Genomic DNA, 19,082 nt, shown 5'->3' on the forward strand with positions numbered 1-19,082 from the left:
CACTCTTTTAGATTAAGACGCGTTGTATGAATCACTTGATAGGCAACCCAGACGGGATTTACATTCCACTCTTTTAGATTAAGACTCAGCAGACACGCCGCCGCTCACAAGGATGCCCATATTTACATTCCACTCTTTTAGATTAAGACAATAACACGGATTGAAAACATGACGGGATTTGTCGAGATTTACATTCCACTCTTTTAGATTAAGACAGCTGCCTGCCTAAGATACTTGCTTTCTCGGTTAGAATTTACATTCCACTCTTTTAGATTAAGACGTCGAATAAGTGATAGTTCATATCCTGTGAATTGAAATTTACATTCCACTCTTTTAGATTAAGACTCAGGTACTAAGGAGGTGTCAACTATGCTAGTATCAATTTACATTCCACTCTTTTAGATTAAGACAATTTGACCATGAGTGCCTTGAAGCTGAACTACGAGATTTACATTCCACTGTTTTAGATTAAGACCCCGCATCTAATTAGCCTCGTCAAATCAAGGCGAAAACAACCATTTCTGTCGACCGCTCAAATTCCAGCTCGTCATTTACCAAAGATAACATCTGATTTCTCAAAAATCCTTCTCTAACAAGCTTTTCGGCAGCTGTCGTAACTGGGGTGTTTTAGTGTTATTGACGGTCGACAGATTGATAATTTGCGCTATTTAAATAGGAAGAAACTCGTCATTTTTCTGAATTTACTTCTTAGGCATGACCATCAAGCGGTCCGCGGTTAGTTCGTGGATATCGATTGGTCGGGTGTAGAATTGGGTCAGGTTTTCTTCGGTGATCAATTCTTCACGGGTCCCTTGCTTGAAGATTTTGCCGTCTCTGACCATCAGAACGTGGCTGATTAATGGCAAGATTTCTTCGGTGTGATGGGTAACATACAAAAGACTTGGCGGGTTTTCACCTTGTTTGATTTGTTGGATGCGTTCCAATAAATCTTCGCGGGCAAATAAGTCCAGTCCGGTGCATGGTTCGTCTAATATTAATAGTTCAGGTTCCGCCATCAGGGCGCGGGCGATCAAAACCACCTGGCGTTCCCCTTGCGAGAGAACCTGGTACGGTTTACCAACTAAATTTTTGCCGCTTAGTGAGCTTAAAATATCTTTGGCTTGCTGCATTTCTTCTTCGGTATACTCTTGATAAATCCCAATGCTGGCAAATTTGCCGGACAGCACGATACGCTCTGCGGTTTCGCTTTGCTGGAAGCGGTATTGCAGAAGATTACTGACCCAGCCGATGCGTTTGGTTAAATCGGGAATTGAGGTTTTGCCGAAGACTTCGCCTAAAACGGTCAGCTTGCCTTTGCTTGGCCACATATTGCCGGAGATCATTTGCAGCAGCAACGTCTTGCCTGCCCCGTTTAGACCAAGTAATGCCCAGTCTTCCCCTTCTTCAATTTGCCAGTTAATCGTATCCAGCAAAATTTTTTTCTGCCGGATTAATGAAATATTTTCGAATGTTAAAATTGCCATAGATCATTCCTCCTACCTTTCATTTATCATACCAAAAAATCTCCTTCTTGGATCAATATAATGGTATAATTTTGCCAAGAAAGAAGGTTGAAAAATGAAGGTTGAAATTACAGAGAGTGTTTTTGCACCCATCGCTAAGATTCAATTAGCTTTAAATGAACAAATTCGGATCGAACCAGGTGCGATGGTTTATGAACAAGGAAAAATAGAGCTTGAAGGTCACATGAACGCGAACGGGAAAAAGGGCTTCGGCGGTGCGATTAGTGCACTGGGTCGTTCAGTTTCCAGCGGCGAAAGCTTTTTTATCAGCACAGCGACTGGCTTGTCTGAAGGTGCCGTGATTGCGATTGCACCGGGAGCACCGGGAATTATTTTCAAATTAGATGTTGGCCAGGAACATTGGCGTTTAAATACTGGCGCATTTCTAGCCAGCGATCAAACGGTCACTTACCAAATGAAACGCCAGAAACTGTCGGGCGCTTTGCTTGGCGGAACGGGTGGATTGTTCGTCATGGAAACAGCCGGCACTGGTGATTTGCTGGTCTCTGCTTTTGGAGATGTCGAAAAAATTATTTTAGACGGCTCTGAACCAGCGATTGTTGACAATCAACACGTCATCGCTTGGACCAGCTCATTGGACTATAACATCAAAGTAGCTTCTGGCATGTTTGGCTTCAAAACCGGCGAAGGTCTGGTGAATGAATTTACAGGTGTGGGAGAAATTTATATTCAAACCCGCAACGTAGAAACCTTTGCGAATCAAATTAATGGATTTTCTGCGAAAAGCTAACTTGCAGCCTTGTGACACTTCGGTGCTGCAAGGTTTTTTTTAGTAAAGTAACCGATTTCTTGGCAATTCCGTTAAGATTTCTTTTGAGCATTGTATCTATCTGCAATAACAGGTAAAATATGAAAGAATCTGTTTGGAGAAGGCTGGTTAGAATGACTGAAAAAAATGATTACAACGATTTAGAAACGAGAATTTACAAAGGCAAGCCGCTGGTTTCACGGATGGCTAAATATCATAAAGAAGAATTGAAGCAGCCAGCTCAAAAAGCCCCTCAGCCGGAAGCTCCTAGACCGCAGAAAAAGCAGTCCACGACGCAGGAAAAAATGGTCCAAAGCACGGTTTGGTTGACCATCGGCAATATTTTTTCCCGGTTACTGGGTGCTGTCTATGTCATTCCTTGGTATATGTGGATGCAGCCTCATGGTGATGCGGCCAATGTATTATATGGCAAGGGCTACAACGTATATGCGTTGTTTCTGATGATTTCAACGGCGGGGATTCCCGCAGCAGTGGCTAAACAAACGGCGCGCTACAATTCCATGAATGAATTCAAAACAAGCAAGCGCTTGTTACTCTATACTTTGCGAATCATGTTGGTTGGCGGAATTATTTTTGCGGGAGTCATGTACTTTGGTGCGCCGCTCTTGGCGCAAGGCGATCCGGATCTGATTCCAGTGATGCGTTCCCTTAGTGTAGTGCTGTTGATTTTCCCAATGATGAGTGTGATTCGCGGTTTCTTCCAAGGGAACAGCGACATGAAGCCTTACGCGTTGTCACAAATTATCGAGCAAATTGCCAGGGTATTCTACATGCTGGCTTCGGCCTACTTGATTATGCAAATCAATCAAGGCAGCTACAAAACAGCGGTAGTTCATTCCACCTTTGCGGCCTTTATTGGCGTCATTGCGGCGATGTCGGTGCTGTTGTTTTCACTGTTTAAACAGCGGACAATGTATCGCGAGCTGGAACGAGAAAGCAAGAATGCTATCAGTTTTTCTGGTCGTCAGCTGGTGACTCAGATGGTGATGCAGGCGATTCCTTTTATCATTGTTGGTAGTGGGATCAGTATCTTTAAACTGATCGACCAATATTCTTTTGAGAGTATTATGGCCTGGGTCACCAATAATTCAGCTGAGCGGAATGCGGAGCTTTTTGCTTACATCTCCCCTAACCCTGATAAACTGACGATGGTGGTAATCGCCCTGGGAACTGCGCTGGCAACAGCTGGTTTGCCGCTGATTACGGAGCGTTTTACTAAAAAGGATTTTCCTGGATTAGCCAGTTTGGCTTCCAATAACTTTCAGCTGTTCTTTTTTGCGATGATGCCGGCAACTGTCGGTATGATGGTGGTAGCTTATCCTTTAAACACCTTGTTCTATCAACCGAATGCGTTGGCCGCTCGACTTTTGGCTGCTTCTTGCTTTGTGGGGATTATCATGGGATTGTTCATGGTGTGTTCTACGATGCTGCAGGGTCTGGACGGCAACAAACAAGCCGTCAGCTTCTTGTTGATTGGGATTGTGGTGAAGGTTGTGGCTCAACTGCCGCTTACTTTCTTGTTTAAAGCGTATGGTCCTTTGCTGGCAACCTTCATTGGCTTGTTAGTAGCGAATTTGTTTATTTTGGATCGAATACATGGCGTGACCGGATTTCCGATGCGAGCAACGGTCAAATCAATTTTAAAAATTGCTGGTATGGCAATCGTGATGGGCATTGTGGCTACGGTTGTGAAATGGGGCTGTCAAATTTTCTTAAACCCTGATTCTAAAACACAAGCGCTGCTGATTATTTTGATTGTCGCAGCATTTGGTGGCTTTACTTATATGGTGTTAGCACTAAAAACCCGCATCGCCGATAAATTATTGGGCGCACGGGTAGCTGGCATTCGCCGACGTTTGCGGATGCGGTAATTTTGAAACTCCTTGATCGATTTTGTGATCAAGGAGTTTTTTTAATTAAACTAAGCCAACTGTCAGACCAACAACGGCTACATGCCACATATAAAAAACGACAAATGCTGCTAAAAGATAGACTACTGAAATCAGCAGCTTATGGTTTTGATTTCCGGAAGCTCTTATCACCATACTTGAACTGCCATATACAATAGGTAGGAAGAAGGCTACAGATAAAAACAGGACCCATGGGTAAATTTGAGAAATGACCGTGCTCGTTAGATTATTCTGGAAGTAAAACGAATAAAGAGCAAGAAAGCTCAGCATCAAAATTCCGGCGATAACAATGACGGCTTTTCCAAATTTTGCCTTTCGGTTTAAGCCAACTACACAGAGCATATACAGTAAAAAGAAAATGGCTCGTAACATCCTAATCCCTCCTATAATTTTTAATTCTTCGACAGCTGCTTCTATTTACATCATTTCGATTTTTTTGATAACGTTTTCTATAGTTTTAGTATATCAGAATTTAGCAGCTCCTATCAAATGCAGTTTTTACAAAAAAACAGCTGACCCTTATTATGGATCAACTGCTTTGTGCTATTCGTTTCAAAGTATTTTTCAGATCATTCTTTGCCCGCAAAATTCAACTTTTCAATTGTGGGTCCCTCCAAGCTTGGCTTGGCTAATAATAACTCTGTCTCCTCGGGATTTTCCAATGCCCCGTTGGCGACTTTGAGGACATCATTTAAGGTGACGACAAACTGCTGATTATTCTGGCTATCGTTTAAAACCGTGGCAAGAGTTCCTCTGTTGATGGAAGAATCAATTAGATGGCGCTGATCTTTTTCGATGACTTCCCATTTTCCGTTGCGATTACTGACCTCAAAATTCTCATTCCGCCAAACACCTTTACTGAATTGTTCAAAGGAAATATCGTTGGAAGGGCCAGTCGATTTGGTGAAGGTCCATAATTGACCGTCTTTTGTCGTGTAGCTGACTACTGGAACACAATTATTCAGCCAAATAATCTCCCCGACTTCCGTCACCTCTGTGTTAAGAGGATCTCTTTCATACATCCAAAGTCGCTGATGAGGAACATAATAGTCAAGCTGCTGGTCCTCCAACCTTAACAGCAGAGATTCATCTTCCTGCGGTGAACGTGAATAGATCAATTTTTGTTGCTCATGGAATCCTTGATACAACAAAAAGGCAGCCATGGCAAGGCAAATAATTCCTAACCCCGTTTTCATTTTAGCTGATACAAAGCGATTCAACACCCACCAAAATAGCAGCAGTAAAATCAAATACACCGCTACGGGTATCCACGGTAACCGGAATTTCAGCTGATAGTTTGGTATTGATACCATTGATAACCGACAAAACCAATCAAAAGACTTAATAAGACCAACACTTGAATGACTAACTTTTTCATCAAACTTCCTCCGCTTTCCGGTTCCGCCTTAACTCAAAAATTCATAGCCTGATTTTACTTCTTCTTCAAAAATCCCGTCTGAACCATAGATAAAGAGTTTTTCATTTGCTCAATTAACGGTTCCAGTTGATCCATGGTGGTCCACTCAGGATGCTGACTCATAATCGCCTGAATGGCTTCGGTTTCTCCCTGTACTACGTAATACAGCACCCGCAAAACATCTTGTTTTGTATAAGGCTCCTTGATTTCCATCCGATCCAGCACCGGTTCCACCAGCTCCATGGTAAATTGGTACTCCCCCTGCAGCTTTTCATCCAGCGCTTTGACTACCTCGTCAGGTAATTGCTTATGCTCTCTTAAACAGCCAAACAAAAAATTAAACTCGGTCGGGTATTGGATTTGCAGGCCTAATTTGTGGCGAGTGGACCGAGCTACCATTTCGATGAAATCACTGGCAGTGGTCCACACCTCTAGTTCAGCGTTGCGGTAAAAGAAGTTACGCGTGTAATCGTAAGTCGCTAAGTATAAATTTATTTTGCTGCCGAAATAATGGAACAGCAGGCCTTTGGATACGCCGGCTTCTTTAGCAATCTCTTCCATTTTGGTTCCTAAAAAATCTTTTGCGCCAAACAGCTTCATGCTGGCATCGATCATCGCCTGCTCTTTTTTTGGATCTTTGACAATTTCCTTCACGTTATCCCCCCTGCACGTCACGTTTATTATACCCAATTACCCCCAGCAATGTTAAGGCAATACTGAGAATAATCATGGTAATCAGCCAGTGTGTCGGAAGCGAACCAACTGGCACCGTGTCGGTCCAGCCGAGAGGTGAGATCTGTCCCCATTTGTCAGAAAAATCTAGCAACGGTAAAAAGTAGCAGCTGACAAAACCAATCATCAGGTACCCCCACAAAAATGCGTTCAGCTTGGGCAAACTTCCGACTAAACAAGCGGCCAATCCCAGAAAAGTTAGAACAACTAAACTATTCACCCCAAAGGTTTGCCAAAAATATCCGGCATCTAAGCTCTCTTCCAACGTTAAATTCCCAGCGATTGCCGTCCCTAAAACCGAGCCGGCCAAACAAAGCAAGGCAGCAAAGACCGCAACGGCATAATAACTGACGAACAGCTTTGTACGGGAAAGTGCCTTGGCGTGTAAAATTTCCAGATAGCCCTTTTCTTCATGCTTTTTCAAATTGTATAAAATCATACCGCCGCAGATGACTGCCGTTCCACTAAAAATCACTGCCAATAAATTTACATAGTTCAGCACAATTGTCCGGCTGGCAGTGTTCATTGCATCGACTCCTAAAACCTGTTCATAGGTAGGATTAAGCTTCAAAATGTCAGCAATACTATTAAACACCGAGCCATAGGCAGCCCCCAAGATAAATGTGCCGACTACCCAACCGATAATCAAATTTCGTTCTAAACGTAAAACTAAACCAAAGGGCGTGCTCAAAAATCTGCCAGCTGTGTGCCGTCCATTCCTTTGCGGCAGCAGCCCACGATCTAAATCACGACTACCAGATAAAACCAAAGCCAGCCCGGTGCAAACCACCGCAACTATCATCATCAGCCCAATCGGCAACCAGTTGTTTCCATTATATATGTCAGACTTAGTTAACCAACCCATCGGCGAAAACCATGAATAGTCCGGATTCGTCATATCGGTCATCATGCGGGCCAAGTAGCTTGCGGCAAAAATCACGTAACTCAACATATAGGTCTGACGAGTATCGTTGGCAATTTGCGCCATCAGCAAAGTGATGCAACCGAACATCCACCCGACACTAGCCAGCAACGCTGCAAAAACTGCATCTCCAGCTAAATTACTATCATTCAGCCCGGCCAATCGCAGCGCCACAAAATAGCAAATCCCCAGAACCAGATTGACGCAGAAAATCAATAAGACATTTGCGACTGCCGGCACATTGCGGCCAACTGCGCGCGAACGCACCAGCTCTAGTAGTCCACTGTCTTCTTGCTTCCGACTGCCATTCACTGCCAACTGAATATTCAAAATAATCATAAAAATTCCCATAAATACGGTCAACATTGCCGCCAGCAAACCAGCCGTTGTCTCCATCTGTTCCGATTCAAAAGCGCCAAACATGCTCACCATTGCTGGCGAACGCATCGTCTCACCGATAGAATCAATCTCCGCCTGGGTGCCAAATAAATCATTGAAATAAAAAGCCATACTGGCAAATAATCCCACTAACATAATTGTCCAAGCCAACAATAAAACTCGATTCTGTTTCAAATTTGAGAAAAAGAGAAAGCTAGTTGCTTTGTGCATCTTCGCTCCCCTCCTTGCCATAGTAATGCAGGAACAAATCCTCTAAGGTTGGCGGTGTGCTGACAATCGAAACCAGCTGCTTTTGGCTTAGCCAGATCATTAACTCTGCCAACTCTTCTTGATCTAAGGTAAAAGTCGCCTTCGTTTCCGCAGTATTTTCGAATTTCAAATCGTAAACAGTTCCCCGTTGTGCTAAATCTGATAATTGTTCCGCCGTTTCCACGGTCAATTCTAGTCGAGTCAGATGCCTCAGCTCTTTCAAGCTCCCCTGCTCGATAATCTCCCCTTCGCGAATAATCGCAATTTGGTCACACATTTTCTCCACTTCCGACAAAATATGGCTGGACAGCAGCACACTTTTTCCTGCTTCCCGCAAACGCAGCACTTCTTTTTGGAAAGTTCGTTCATTCAATGGATCTAAACCGGAAGTTGGTTCATCAAAAATATACAGTTCAGCTGTTTGTGACAGCGCCGCAATCAAGGCTACCTTCTGGCGATTCCCTTTAGAATAATTCCGCGATTTTTTACTAGTGTCCAACTGAAATATATCAATTAACCGCTCCGTCTCCTGATTACGCTGCTGCTGGTTCAAGCGTAAAAGTAAGTCGATCATTTCGCCGCCAGTCAAGTTCGGCCACAAATTTACGTCCCCCGGTACATAGGCCACTTGACGATGAATCTCCACAGCATCCTGCCAAACATCCTTGCCGAAAATTTTCGCATCTCCGCCGTTGCTTTTCAACATTCCTAACAATACCCGGATCGTGGTTGATTTGCCAGCACCGTTTGGTCCGATGAACCCCATCACTTCACCTTTGTTTAATTCAAAGCTGACATTCTTCAGTGCCTCAAATTTACCAAAGCGTTTTTTTACTTGTTTTAATTGAATAATTGGTTGTTGCATCTTAATCGCCCCTCGTTGACTCGTTGGTCAATAAAAGTATACCGCGTTATTGACTGGCGAGTCAATGTGTTTTGACCGTTTAGGACGAAAAAGTGACCTTTCATGAAAAACGACTCACTTATGCTGTCTTTTTACCTATAATAAAATCAGAAAGAACGAGGTGTTGACTCATGGAAAGAACAGAAACGAAACAACTGAACTTATTTATTCGCATCGTGTTATGGGTGATTATGCTATTTTTAGCTCTGATGCCTTCAACAATTGTCGTGTTTGCCAGTTTGATCGAAGGGACTCCCGGTGTGTTGGTGGGAGCAGTAGTTCAACTAGCTTTATTAGCCTTAGTCGTTTTTATTGCCGCAAAAAGTAACATTTTGACGAATAATGGACGCTCATTTATGGGAAGAGGGATGAAACTATCTACTTCTATCGGAATTGCGGTCGGTGCCGGAATTTTCTTGCGGGTATGGGTCGTCGTATTAAATATGATTATTCCGATAAACACCGCTAACGATCAGGCGATTCAATCTATAGCTGGTGAAACCTCTGGACTTTTGATGTTTTTTGCGATGGGAATCATGGCTCCAGTTATTGAAGAAATCGTCTTTCGCGGACTCATCTTTAAATTCTTTTTCCGGAAAACACCAATTCTTGCCTACTTTTTGTCATCCCTGTTGTTTACACTGATTCATATGCCAACAGATTTAATCAGCTTTGTAACTTATGGCAGCTTGGCTTTAGTGATGGGCTTGGTTTACTTCAAAACACGCCGGATCGAAATGTCGATACTGACTCATTTTATCAACAATCTATTGCCAGCTATTTTTGTAGGTTTTGGTTTGATGTAATTAACGTTAAAAATCCTCCCACACACGTTTGGGAGGATTTTCTTTTATTGTAATTAGAAAAAAATCTCAAAATCGCTAAACAGCTTTTGCAAATTCTGTACATCCCACGGCAACAGCTCAGCAACCGTCAAACCGACTACTTCACTTTGTTCCGCAATCGCCAGCATGATTTCCTTAACTTCTGCCAAAGTCATTTTTCCGCCGGCTGCTCCGTACTCCTCAACTCCCGGTTCCGCGAAATACAGCATGCGAAACTCTTTCGGGTCCAAAACGTCCAAGTCAAAATGGACCACGACTTTACTAAATTCGTTTTCCTTCAACCAAGTTTTTACTTCAGCAGGGCTAATCATTTTCTCCGTCTGCACTTGGTAGTTAATTCCCAGCTCATCCAGAATAACTATCTCATCTGGTGATGGCTGCTGCAATCCAACATACAAAATTGATTTGGCGTTAAAGGGATGCTGCACTTTTTCTGCAAGCACCGGATCACCCTGCCCCAACAAATTTCCTAAGACCATCGCATGCTCGTTGTGAAAAATAGCCGGTGTGGAAATATCGGGATGAGCATCAATCCAGATGATCCCCAGATCAGAACCATACTTGCCGTGCAAATAATCAAAAGGCGCCTGAGAAACTAAACAGTCGCCGCCCAACGTAATGATCTTATCAGGAGTTTCTTCGGCAATCACCTCAGCAGTCCGATCGACATTTGCGGCAACAATACTTTGAGCGGTAACACCATTTTCTTTTTCTAACGGACCTTCAAATACAGGAATCGGTACTTCAATCTCTTTTTGTTGATCATTTTTCGGAGCCAGCCAGGATAATAATTCTGAACCTAGCGAATATGTCGGATTATTTCCTCCCTGCCATTGCGGGATTTTTAAACGGATTGTTTTGGTCATAATTTTACATCTCCTTTACTCAAATAATGAACTTCTCCTGTTACTTAAATTTTATCACAGAGTTTAGCTGCAAAGGTTGATTCAGCGAGAAATTCAATTCCCTCTCTATGTTATACTAAATAATAGAGAGGAGTGTCGAAATTTTGGAAGAAAAAAAACAGTTGAATTTATTTATCCGAATTGTTCTTTGGATAGTGTTGATGATCCTTGCGACGATGCCGATGACGGTTGTGATGCTTGCTGGAACTGAGCATGCAGTTGTGGGTGGAATTGTTTTGTTGGTATTGCTGGCGTTTTTTGTGTTTATTGCTAAGAAGAGTGAGATTTTAACCACAAATGAGCACTCTTTTTTAGGTCAAACGAAAAAATTAGGCCCTTCTATTGGTTGGGCAGTTGGCGGCGGAGTTTTCCTGCGGGTTTTCGTGATGTTGTTGGCCTTATTTGCTAACCTGCAGGCCACCGAGAATGACCAGGCACTGCAAACTTTATCGACACAAGCTTCACCGGTTTTAATGTTCTTTGCGATGGTAGTGATGGCACCGGTCTTGGAAGAGTTGGTTTTTCGCGGATTTTTCTTTAAATTCTTTTTCCGCAAATATCCAATTCTGGCTTTTGTTTTCTCTTCTGTGCTCTTTACCGTGGTGCATGTGCCGACTGATTTTATCAGCTTTTTCACTTATGCCAGCTTGGCATTAACGATGGCCTTTGTTTATTACAAAACTCGCCGAATCGAAATGTCGATGTTGACCCATGCCTTGAATAACTTTTTACCAGCACTTGTAATGGTGTTTTTTATGTAAAAATTACCCCTTGGAATTATTCCAAGGGGCTTTTTCTTACGATATTTTTTTGTTGGGCGAGTTCGATTAAGGGCGATAGGAACCCGGCAATCAAGCCACTGGCTAGACCGGAATTGTACAAGCTCAATCCACCATGAAACCCGCAAATTGCTGGGGCAACAATCAGATGGAACATGCCCGCAACAAATCCCCAAATGCAGCCGTGATTGGTGGTGATGGGAGACAAGCCGATGCTAAACAGCAGCGCCATGATCACTTCAATTCGATTGACGGAATAATCTGGCACCAAAAACAAGATCAAGCTGGCCCCTAACAAAATCGGCACAATGCTTTTTACGTTCATTCCTCGCGCACTATAGCCCACTACTGCCATGATCGTTCCAAACAAAATACCATTAATCGGTATGTTCATCACAGCCAGCACCCCAACTAAAAGAAATCCCACAAAAGCCATATTCAGCAAAATCATGCCAAAGCCGCAATGGGTCAGCTGATTGGTCAACCGATGGCCATTCTCCCGAGAAAACTTTTTGATCTCGGAAAGATCAAATCCTTCAATAATCAACCCTACTATTAAAATCAGAGACAAAACAGCCAGCATACACAGCTGGAAAAAGCGGCTGTCAGCCACTAGAGTAATAGGATTGGCTGTCGGTTCTACACTAAATACTTTAAAGATATTCAACAAAATAATGCCCACAATTCCTGAAGCAAACCCCACCGAATATAGACTTTTCCCCTTGTGAAAATGGAAAAAGTGCGTGGTAAGAGGCGGTAAAACGAAGCCAATCATCGCCCCCAGCAAATAGGCCAGCATGATATTATATGGGGCCTCAATTCCTAAAGAAAAAGAAACATGACCAATTACCGGCGACAGCGCCCCGCCAAAACACCCTACTAAAATATACTTTGAAAAAGGTTCCCTCCTGATTTTTGCATACAAAAAGGTCCCTAACATAATCGGCAGCAGGCAATAAATATTTTTTCCGAAAAAGGCATAGCCGCCTAAGGCAAAAACAGCGGAAATCATTTCTTCGCAAAACTTTCTCTGATGAATTTTCAACAGGGATGTGCAAAACAGCATCAAAAAGCCACTATTAAAAAAGGCGCTGCCATTGCAGCCCACGACAGAATAATCGGTCAGCAATACCGCCGGAGAAAACAGGATGGATTTCAAGCCGGTGGCCATTTCTTTAGGCGAACTAATGGCTAGGCTAATGCCAATAAAACACACACTTAAGCAGAAAAGGAAAAGATACCCCTGCTGCTGCACCCATTCTTCGGTGTCATTTTTCTTAATCAGACTAATATTTTTCATTTTGTCTCCTTTTCTAATTCAAAGAGGCAACCAAACGACATCAACAACTTATACTTTTTGTCAACTCATTAAATTTTTCAACTGATGGAAATCGGAAATGTACTAGATAAAAGAAGGCAACATTACAACACCTTGTCACCAAGGACATTTGTTACCAGACGATTAGATTTTCTCGCAGCCATTTGCTTACGACTGCACGGGGGTTATTGCTTTATCATGGTCTAAAGCTTCCATGACGATGTTGAGCATAATACTCTTTTTTTAATTATAAAAGGTCGAAAAGAAAAAGTACACTGGGAATATAGCGTTTTCATGCCGAAAAGCGAGAAAGAACAATAAAAGAACATCAATCTAGTATAATAATCGGATTAGTACCTGCAAAAAGGCTCTATATATCCAAAAAACAACAATAGCTGAATTTGAAGGTCGCTTGGCATCCATTACAACTCAGACGAAATGCTAGAAAAATGCTCTACACCACAGGTCCTATTGTTATAGCTGGAGATACATAGTAAAGTAGTAGTAGAGAGAAGAATAGTTGGGAGTTTTTGAAATGATTCTATTTGTGTTCATTGGTTTGCTGGTGATACTCTTTTTGATTTGGGGGATAACAAGATATAACAACGCCCAAAAATATAAAATTCAGTCACCTTCCGGGGTTCAAAAAAGTTCTTATGTTCGATTAGGCGGCATCCAGCAGTTTGTGCAAATTCGCGGGCAAGATCGTTCCAATCCGGTAATTATCGTCCTTCATGGCGGCCCGGGAAATAATATGGGTTACTATTCTTATGCCTGGCAGGCGGATTTAGAGTCGGACTATACCATCGTTCACTGGGATCAGCGAGGGTGCGGGAATACTTATTTCCAGAATAAAGCCGCCACTAAACCGACCTTTGATCTGCTTTTAAGTGATTTGGACGCACTGGTGAATTCGATTTGCGGGGAATATGGCCAGGAAAAAGTGATTATCATGGGGCATTCGTGGGGCACCTTGTTAGGCGGAATTTATGCCGGACAACATCCTGAAAAAGTAGCTGCCTATGTTGGTGTCGGTCAATTCAATGATGTTTGGCAAAGTGAAGAATTTGCTGCTGAGGAAGCGGCGCTTTTGGCAAAAGCTGCTGGTAAACTGGACACGGCTAAGAAAATTCAGGAACAGTTCCAGCTGGTACGTTCCAGTGAAAGATTAGATATGCGGGATGTTTTATCCTTGCGGCAGCTTACTGGAAAGTTTTTACCAGAAGGCGAAAATACGTCTTTTTCTGACCGAGTGTTTTCACCCTATCTGACCTTCAATGATGTCAAATGGTTCTTTGCCCCAATCGTTAATTTCGAGAAATATATCGAGCTCCAGAATGATCTTTATCGCTCACTTTATTCTCAAAAAGGGCTGTCTTCTTATAACTACACGGCATTCAAAGTTCCGGTGATTATTATCGCCGGCGACTGTGACTGGATCACCCCCTATCAAAAATCGCGAGAATACTTTGATCAGCTAATTGCTCCGAAAAAAGAGTTTATTACCATCGAAAATGCCGGGCACATTCCTTTTATACCAGGACAGTTTGGTAAGTTATTACAGGGTGCGTTGCGAGAAGTACTATAGGAAAAAGACAAATCTCGATTGATTTGTCTTTTTTTACATTTTGAGTAGGATTTATCATTTCAAATGATAAAAGCACAAAAGAATGATAAATTGCAAAGACTTCAAACACTTGCATTTTTAAGTCACTATACACAGTCAATTACTCCACCCCAAACAATTCCCTCAACCCACCATCAAGTTGATTTCTCACCGACTCCAGATCATGACCGCCATCTTCATCCATAGTATAAACTAAATTATCGTTGGTAAAACTATCCGTGTCCCACATTTCGTAGATCATCTCGTCCATCGAGTATTTCGTTCCATCGGCACCGCCCACAGAGGCGTAAATTTGAAAGTCATCTGGTGTAAAGTTGCTTTCACGAACAGATTGGGCTAGCTTTTCAGCAGTTTCCTCAGGCGCTGAGCTTCCGCCGCTAGACTGGACCGTCCAGCTGTCGCCAGCCATCGGTAGAAATTTAGCAAAAAGATTCAACTGATGTTCAAAGACATACCATGTAGTGATTGCGCCCATGGAAAAACCTGCGAAAGCACGTTGTTCTCGCGAGGCTGCCAGATCAACTGCACTGACTGAGTTTGCATATGTACGATACGTCCCCTCAACAGCAGGGATCAGATCGTTAGGCAGTTCTTCGTTAGCAAAGCGTAAATTCAAGGGATCATCGGCACTCCAGCTGCTCTCGATCACACTACGATCTGGATAATAGGTTGGCGAGACCACGATCAAAGGTTCAATTTTTCCCGCCGCAATCAGCTGATCCAGTAGTTCTTTGATAGCAGACGCTTCACCAGTCCCGCGATCCGTTAGAAAATCCGCGTAATCCATCGTATGACCGTGCATTAAATACAACACATCATATTGCTGATTAGGATTTTCCTTATAACCTGCCGGTAAATAAATTTGGGCCATTTTATCATAAACGGTATTCTCATACTCAGTCTGATATTGAATCGTTTCAAGCATCCCTACTTGACCTTCATTAAGTTCTTCCTGTTTCCGTTCCGCCGATCCATTTATATTCTGCTGAGAAGGCGTCGTTGGATTCGCAGTTGCTGCTTCTTCACTGGCTGATTGCTGATTCAAGAAAAGAATCACTAAACCAATCATCACTACAAATCCCGTGGCTAATCCAATAAGCTTTCTTTTCATGCAATTCCTCCTCATTTAATTCTTTCGATCCGGCGGCTCAAGTGTATATTGCCAGTACAAGTGCCCTTCTTCTTCAGGAGTCAGAGATTGGATTTGGCAAAAATTACCTTTGATTTTACCGATTTTATAACGAGGAATGCATAAGGTACAATCCTCATCCTCTAAGTTAATCCCCAAACATTGCCAATCTGGAAAGTAGCAAATATCTCCCACCGACGAGTAACACTTCGCTTCAGCTTCAATCCTCAGCTCCAGCGATTCTGAAAAATAGTAATGATTTTCTTCGTCCTTGTTAAAGATCAGCGGACTCTTTATACAACAATGCTTCAGCTTTTTTTCAAAAAAATCCGGTTCGATCATCACTTCGTTTAGCGTGTCGCCGATTTGAAAGAACATCTGGGCGTTTGTCACCTTCCATGTTTTCTCGTGCATGTCTTTTTCCCTCCCTTCTGTTTAGACTCTTGAAATTCTGGTTAATCAACAACTTTTCTGGCTGCAGGTTTTCTTTTTTTGTTAGGAATTTTTTTAATCAGCAACAAGCCATAATGCCCCACTGCCACAAACAAGCCCATAATGGCGAAATAGGATAAGAAGAAATGCCACAACGGTTCTGAAAAGTCGATAAAAACAAATTCCGTGCGTAAAAACATATATAATAGGAAGTTTCTCGTCACAAATTCATACAAACCGATGCCGGCAATCACCAAAGCAATCACCCGCAACACGTTTTTTCGCGTCTGCGATCTTTTCAGCTTAAACATTTTCTTAGGAATGCCCATCATGGTCGTCCAATGCAGCCCTAAATGTACCGAGGTCATGACATAAAACCAGTAAGCCGCCGCTAAATGGACCAAGCGAGCCAAACTGATACTAAAATCAAAGGGTAAAAAGGTGAATACGTGCCGCGACATGGCGATCCCGCTCAGCATCATGGCCATTATTAAAACAAATAACGCCAAATTCACTACTACCTGTGTTTTTCTAACTGCATTGTATTTTCCACGGGTTAAGCCTTTGTGCCACTGGCGATTCAGCACATTGTGGATCACAAAGGCGGTAAACATCGCCACCCCTACCCATTCATGAGGCTCCTCCCCCACTAACGAATAGGCCATCAATACCGGCAGCATCACCGTCATTGCCATATCAATCAAAATTTGAAATTTTCTGCGGTTGCTCATCTTCTTTCCTCCAATTAGTTTAACTGCTGAATCCTCTAAAGCATTCAGCTAGTATTCTTCATATCCCTAGTGTACAGCTTAAAGTCCACACCAAGGCAAGCACTTTTTGTGTAATATGGAAGAAAAAAGTTTTTTCGCTGAAAAATTATGGCAAATCCCAATAGTTTAGACAGGTAAACCGAAAAGTTGGAGCAACTAAACCTCAAGTTCCTGCCCGTATATGCAGTGCCGCAAAAAAGTTTTCAAAAAAATAAACTTTCCGCTTGCCTTGGAGTCAACTCCATACCTTATACTTTAGTTACTGAATGAGTGACCGAGCCTAGCCATTCATTTTGGTAGAAGGAGGCGAACATGAAGATAATGAACATCAAAGAAGTCGCTGATATGTTTGACTTGACTGTTGATACGATTCGCTACTATGAGAGAATCGGTGTCATCCCGCCAATTACCCGAGACGAAAAAGGCTACCGCGTTTTTACAAAACGAGACCTGAACTGGGTCTACTTAGTCAAGAACTTGCGAAAAGCCGGTTTGTCCATCGAATCGCTGGTGGAATTTGCCACCTTGTCGCAGCTTGAAGGCGACGAACGTTTGGCTCAAAAAGATATTTTGCGGGAGCAACTGAAGGAACTGGATGAAAAAATCGAAGAGATGCACAAAACCCGCGATCTATTGGCCTACAAAATTGATACTTATGACGAGCATATCGCCAAGTTCAACGCCGGCGAAATGACCGAAGACAACATTGACGAGCTTTGGACAATGGAGTATTTCCGAAGCAAAAGCAACAAGTAATCCGATCATCTGATAATTAACTAAAATCTTACTGGAGGCAACAAACATGCAAACAATTAAACTAAACAACGGTGTCGAAGTTCCTATTTTAGGCTTTGGTACTTACCAAATTACTGATCCAGAGCAAGCCGAACAATCAGTTATTGAAGCAATTAAAGCTGGCTACCGTCACATTGATACTGCCCAATCATATTTAAATGAAGAAGCGGTCGGCAAAGGAATCGCAAAAGGCCTAGCTGAAACTGGCGTTGCTCGTGAAGACTTGTTCGTTACCACAAAAGTTTGGGTAGAAAACACTTCTTATGACAAAGCCAAAGATTCTGTTCAACGTTCATTGGATCGTTTAGGTTTAGACTATGTGGATTTGTTATTGTTGCACCAACCATATAACGATGTTTATGGCGCATGGCGGGCAATGGAAGAATTACAAGAAGAAGGCAAAGTTCGCGCTATCGGAATTTCTAACTTTGCGGTAGATCGTGCAGTGGACTTGGCCGAGTTTAACAAGGTGACACCTCAAGTCAACCAAATCGAAATCAATCCTTTCCAACAACAAACAGCTAACATCGCTGCATTGAAAGAAGAAGGAATTGCCGTAGAAGCTTGGGCACCATTTGCGGAAGGTAAAAACGGCATTTTCCAAAATGAAGTCCTAACTGAAATTGGTAACAAATACGGCAAATCTGTCGCCCAAGTGATTGTACGCTGGTTAGTGGAACAAGACGTGATTGTTTTGACTAAATCTGTCAACCCAGACCGCATGGCTCAAAACATGGATGTCTTTGACTTCTCATTAACTGACGAAGACAAAGAAAAAATCGCTACCTTGAATGTTGGTGAAAGCCAATTCTTCTCTCATGCTGATCCGCAAATGATCAAATGGATGGCTAGCCGTCACATGGGTGTTTAATCGGATGTTCTCTCTCCTCCAGGTGAAAACTTGGGGGAGTTTTTTCGTTGCTTAGAGCTTTGGATATCTTTGACATATGAGATTATCAAGCAACAAAAAACCGGAAATCACCTTTATACTTTAAGGAAAATTCCGGTTCTTCAATCTATTTATTTGGCAGCAGGATAAACACGACAGCTGCAGCTAGTCTGTGTCTTAAATCCATTTACGACAATCACTTCAAGGATTCCTCAATAGAGTGGATCAAGAAATAAACTTAGTATAAGCAAGCGCTATAAGTAGCAGAATAATTAATACTAACCAAATTACACTGCTTTTCTTTGTTTGCTTTGTTGGAACAAACAAATATAGAAGATAAATCGATATACCAAGGGGCACTAAAACCTGAATGAATAAACTGATAATCATATTTTCTTCAAAAAAGTATCCATATCCTAAACGATAGATACCACTAGAAATCGCAACAAAGCAGAGTAAGTTATTATAGCGCTTTGAATAATTATCCTTCATACTTTTCACCCTTCCAATCGTTTTAGTAAGATTTGTTCAATTTGAAAGAAGTAAAATTAGCATCACTGCAGAAAGTGAAAGTTCCTCTGACTTTAGAAACTCCTACTAGGATTACCACAATTCCAAATACTTCCTTCAACTGTTCTTTACTACAAATTAACCTTATCACGTAAAAAAAACGAAAGCAATGCTTTTCGCGCAATAAATTGTTCTCATTACAAATAAATGGAACAAACAGCCTTCTCAGTAGTAAGA

At 42.3% G+C, this 19,082-nt stretch carries 19 protein-coding genes and 1 CRISPR repeat array; of the genes, 7 read left to right on the forward strand and 12 right to left on the reverse strand.

The window, feature by feature from the left end; genetic code table 11:
- Window positions 1–56 precede the first annotated feature (56 nt).
- Window positions 57–475: a CRISPR direct-repeat array (repeat unit 29 nt; unit sequence ATTTACATTCCACTCTTTTAGATTAAGAC).
- A gap of 226 nt (window positions 476–701) precedes the next feature.
- Complete coding sequence (locus tag JZO70_RS13255; RefSeq protein ID WP_207674068.1) at window positions 702–1,484, reverse strand: ABC transporter ATP-binding protein; 783 nt, start codon at window positions 1,482–1,484, stop codon at window positions 702–704.
- A 94-nt stretch (window positions 1,485–1,578) separates the two neighbouring features.
- Here JZO70_RS13255 and JZO70_RS13260 point away from each other — a divergent pair, with 94 nt between their 5' ends.
- Window positions 1,579–2,274, forward strand: a complete 696-nt coding sequence (locus JZO70_RS13260; protein WP_207674069.1) for a TIGR00266 family protein — start codon at window positions 1,579–1,581, stop codon at window positions 2,272–2,274.
- A 221-nt stretch (window positions 2,275–2,495) separates the two neighbouring features.
- Window positions 2,496–4,184: a putative polysaccharide biosynthesis protein gene (locus JZO70_RS13265; protein WP_430748899.1), complete on the forward strand. Its 1,689-nt coding sequence runs from the start codon at window positions 2,496–2,498 to the stop codon at window positions 4,182–4,184.
- Window positions 4,185–4,229: 45 nt separating this feature from the next.
- Here JZO70_RS13265 and JZO70_RS13270 read toward each other — a convergent pair whose 3' ends face one another.
- The 5 genes from JZO70_RS13270 to JZO70_RS13290 form a co-directional block, all read right to left on the reverse strand.
- Window positions 4,230–4,595 carry a hypothetical protein gene (locus JZO70_RS13270; protein ID WP_207674070.1) on the reverse strand — a complete coding sequence of 122 codons (366 nt, stop codon included), beginning with the start codon at window positions 4,593–4,595 and terminating at the stop codon, window positions 4,230–4,232.
- Between the two features lie 197 nt (window positions 4,596–4,792).
- Window positions 4,793–5,479 (reverse strand): hypothetical protein, encoded by a 687-nt coding sequence (locus tag JZO70_RS13275; protein WP_207674071.1) that lies wholly within the window; start codon window positions 5,477–5,479, stop codon window positions 4,793–4,795.
- A gap of 176 nt (window positions 5,480–5,655) precedes the next feature.
- Complete coding sequence (locus JZO70_RS13280; RefSeq protein WP_207674072.1) at window positions 5,656–6,294, reverse strand: TetR family transcriptional regulator; 639 nt, start codon at window positions 6,292–6,294, stop codon at window positions 5,656–5,658.
- Window position 6,295: 1 nt separating this feature from the next.
- Window positions 6,296–7,903 carry an ABC transporter permease gene (locus JZO70_RS13285; protein ID WP_207674073.1) on the reverse strand — a complete coding sequence of 536 codons (1,608 nt, stop codon included), beginning with the start codon at window positions 7,901–7,903 and terminating at the stop codon, window positions 6,296–6,298.
- Window positions 7,887–8,807 carry an ABC transporter ATP-binding protein gene (locus JZO70_RS13290; RefSeq protein ID WP_207674074.1) on the reverse strand — a complete coding sequence of 307 codons (921 nt, stop codon included), beginning with the start codon at window positions 8,805–8,807 and terminating at the stop codon, window positions 7,887–7,889. The genes JZO70_RS13285 and JZO70_RS13290 overlap by 17 nt, the downstream gene beginning before the upstream one ends.
- Before the next feature lie 170 nt (window positions 8,808–8,977).
- Between JZO70_RS13290 and JZO70_RS13295 the strand changes: the two genes are divergently transcribed.
- Window positions 8,978–9,652, forward strand: a complete 675-nt coding sequence (locus tag JZO70_RS13295) for a CPBP family intramembrane glutamic endopeptidase (RefSeq protein WP_207674075.1) — start codon at window positions 8,978–8,980, stop codon at window positions 9,650–9,652.
- A 53-nt stretch (window positions 9,653–9,705) separates the two neighbouring features.
- Here JZO70_RS13295 and JZO70_RS13300 read toward each other — a convergent pair whose 3' ends face one another.
- Window positions 9,706–10,557: an arginase family protein gene (locus JZO70_RS13300; RefSeq protein WP_207674076.1), complete on the reverse strand. Its 852-nt coding sequence runs from the start codon at window positions 10,555–10,557 to the stop codon at window positions 9,706–9,708.
- A 143-nt stretch (window positions 10,558–10,700) separates the two neighbouring features.
- On the opposite strand from JZO70_RS13300, the gene JZO70_RS13305 reads away from it, so the two are divergent.
- Complete coding sequence (locus tag JZO70_RS13305) at window positions 10,701–11,357, forward strand: CPBP family intramembrane glutamic endopeptidase (RefSeq protein ID WP_207674077.1); 657 nt, start codon at window positions 10,701–10,703, stop codon at window positions 11,355–11,357.
- Between the two features lie 16 nt (window positions 11,358–11,373).
- Here JZO70_RS13305 and JZO70_RS13310 read toward each other — a convergent pair whose 3' ends face one another.
- Window positions 11,374–12,675, reverse strand: coding sequence for a DUF1576 domain-containing protein (locus JZO70_RS13310; protein ID WP_207674078.1), 1,302 nt, complete (start codon window positions 12,673–12,675; stop codon window positions 11,374–11,376).
- Between the two features lie 553 nt (window positions 12,676–13,228).
- Here JZO70_RS13310 and JZO70_RS13315 point away from each other — a divergent pair.
- Complete coding sequence (locus JZO70_RS13315) at window positions 13,229–14,281, forward strand: alpha/beta hydrolase (protein ID WP_207674079.1); 1,053 nt, start codon at window positions 13,229–13,231, stop codon at window positions 14,279–14,281.
- A 139-nt stretch (window positions 14,282–14,420) separates the two neighbouring features.
- On the opposite strand, the gene JZO70_RS13320 is transcribed toward JZO70_RS13315, so the two are convergent.
- From JZO70_RS13320 to JZO70_RS13330, 3 genes are read right to left on the reverse strand one after another with little or no spacing between them, the layout of a single operon-like run.
- Window positions 14,421–15,431 (reverse strand): alpha/beta hydrolase, encoded by a 1,011-nt coding sequence (locus tag JZO70_RS13320; protein ID WP_207674080.1) that lies wholly within the window; start codon window positions 15,429–15,431, stop codon window positions 14,421–14,423.
- 15 nt (window positions 15,432–15,446) lie between these two features.
- Window positions 15,447–15,863 (reverse strand): hypothetical protein, encoded by a 417-nt coding sequence (locus JZO70_RS13325; RefSeq protein WP_207674081.1) that lies wholly within the window; start codon window positions 15,861–15,863, stop codon window positions 15,447–15,449.
- 41 nt (window positions 15,864–15,904) lie between these two features.
- Window positions 15,905–16,612, reverse strand: a complete 708-nt coding sequence (locus JZO70_RS13330; protein WP_207674082.1) for a DUF4405 domain-containing protein — start codon at window positions 16,610–16,612, stop codon at window positions 15,905–15,907.
- A 360-nt stretch (window positions 16,613–16,972) separates the two neighbouring features.
- On the opposite strand from JZO70_RS13330, the gene JZO70_RS13335 reads away from it, so the two are divergent.
- Together JZO70_RS13335 and JZO70_RS13340 are read left to right on the forward strand one after the other, a co-directional pair.
- Window positions 16,973–17,407, forward strand: coding sequence for a MerR family transcriptional regulator (locus tag JZO70_RS13335; protein ID WP_207674167.1), 435 nt, complete (start codon window positions 16,973–16,975; stop codon window positions 17,405–17,407).
- A 46-nt stretch (window positions 17,408–17,453) separates the two neighbouring features.
- On the forward strand, window positions 17,454–18,317 hold the full coding sequence (locus JZO70_RS13340; RefSeq protein ID WP_207674083.1) for an aldo/keto reductase: 864 nt from the start codon (window positions 17,454–17,456) through the stop codon (window positions 18,315–18,317).
- 243 nt (window positions 18,318–18,560) lie between these two features.
- On the opposite strand, the gene JZO70_RS13345 is transcribed toward JZO70_RS13340, so the two are convergent.
- Window positions 18,561–18,827 carry a hypothetical protein gene (locus tag JZO70_RS13345; protein ID WP_207674084.1) on the reverse strand — a complete coding sequence of 89 codons (267 nt, stop codon included), beginning with the start codon at window positions 18,825–18,827 and terminating at the stop codon, window positions 18,561–18,563.
- Window positions 18,828–19,082: the final 255 nt, after the last annotated feature.

The organism is Candidatus Enterococcus moelleringii (assembly GCF_017377575.1).
Lineage (GTDB): Bacteria > Bacillota > Bacilli > Lactobacillales > Enterococcaceae > Enterococcus_A > Enterococcus_A moelleringii.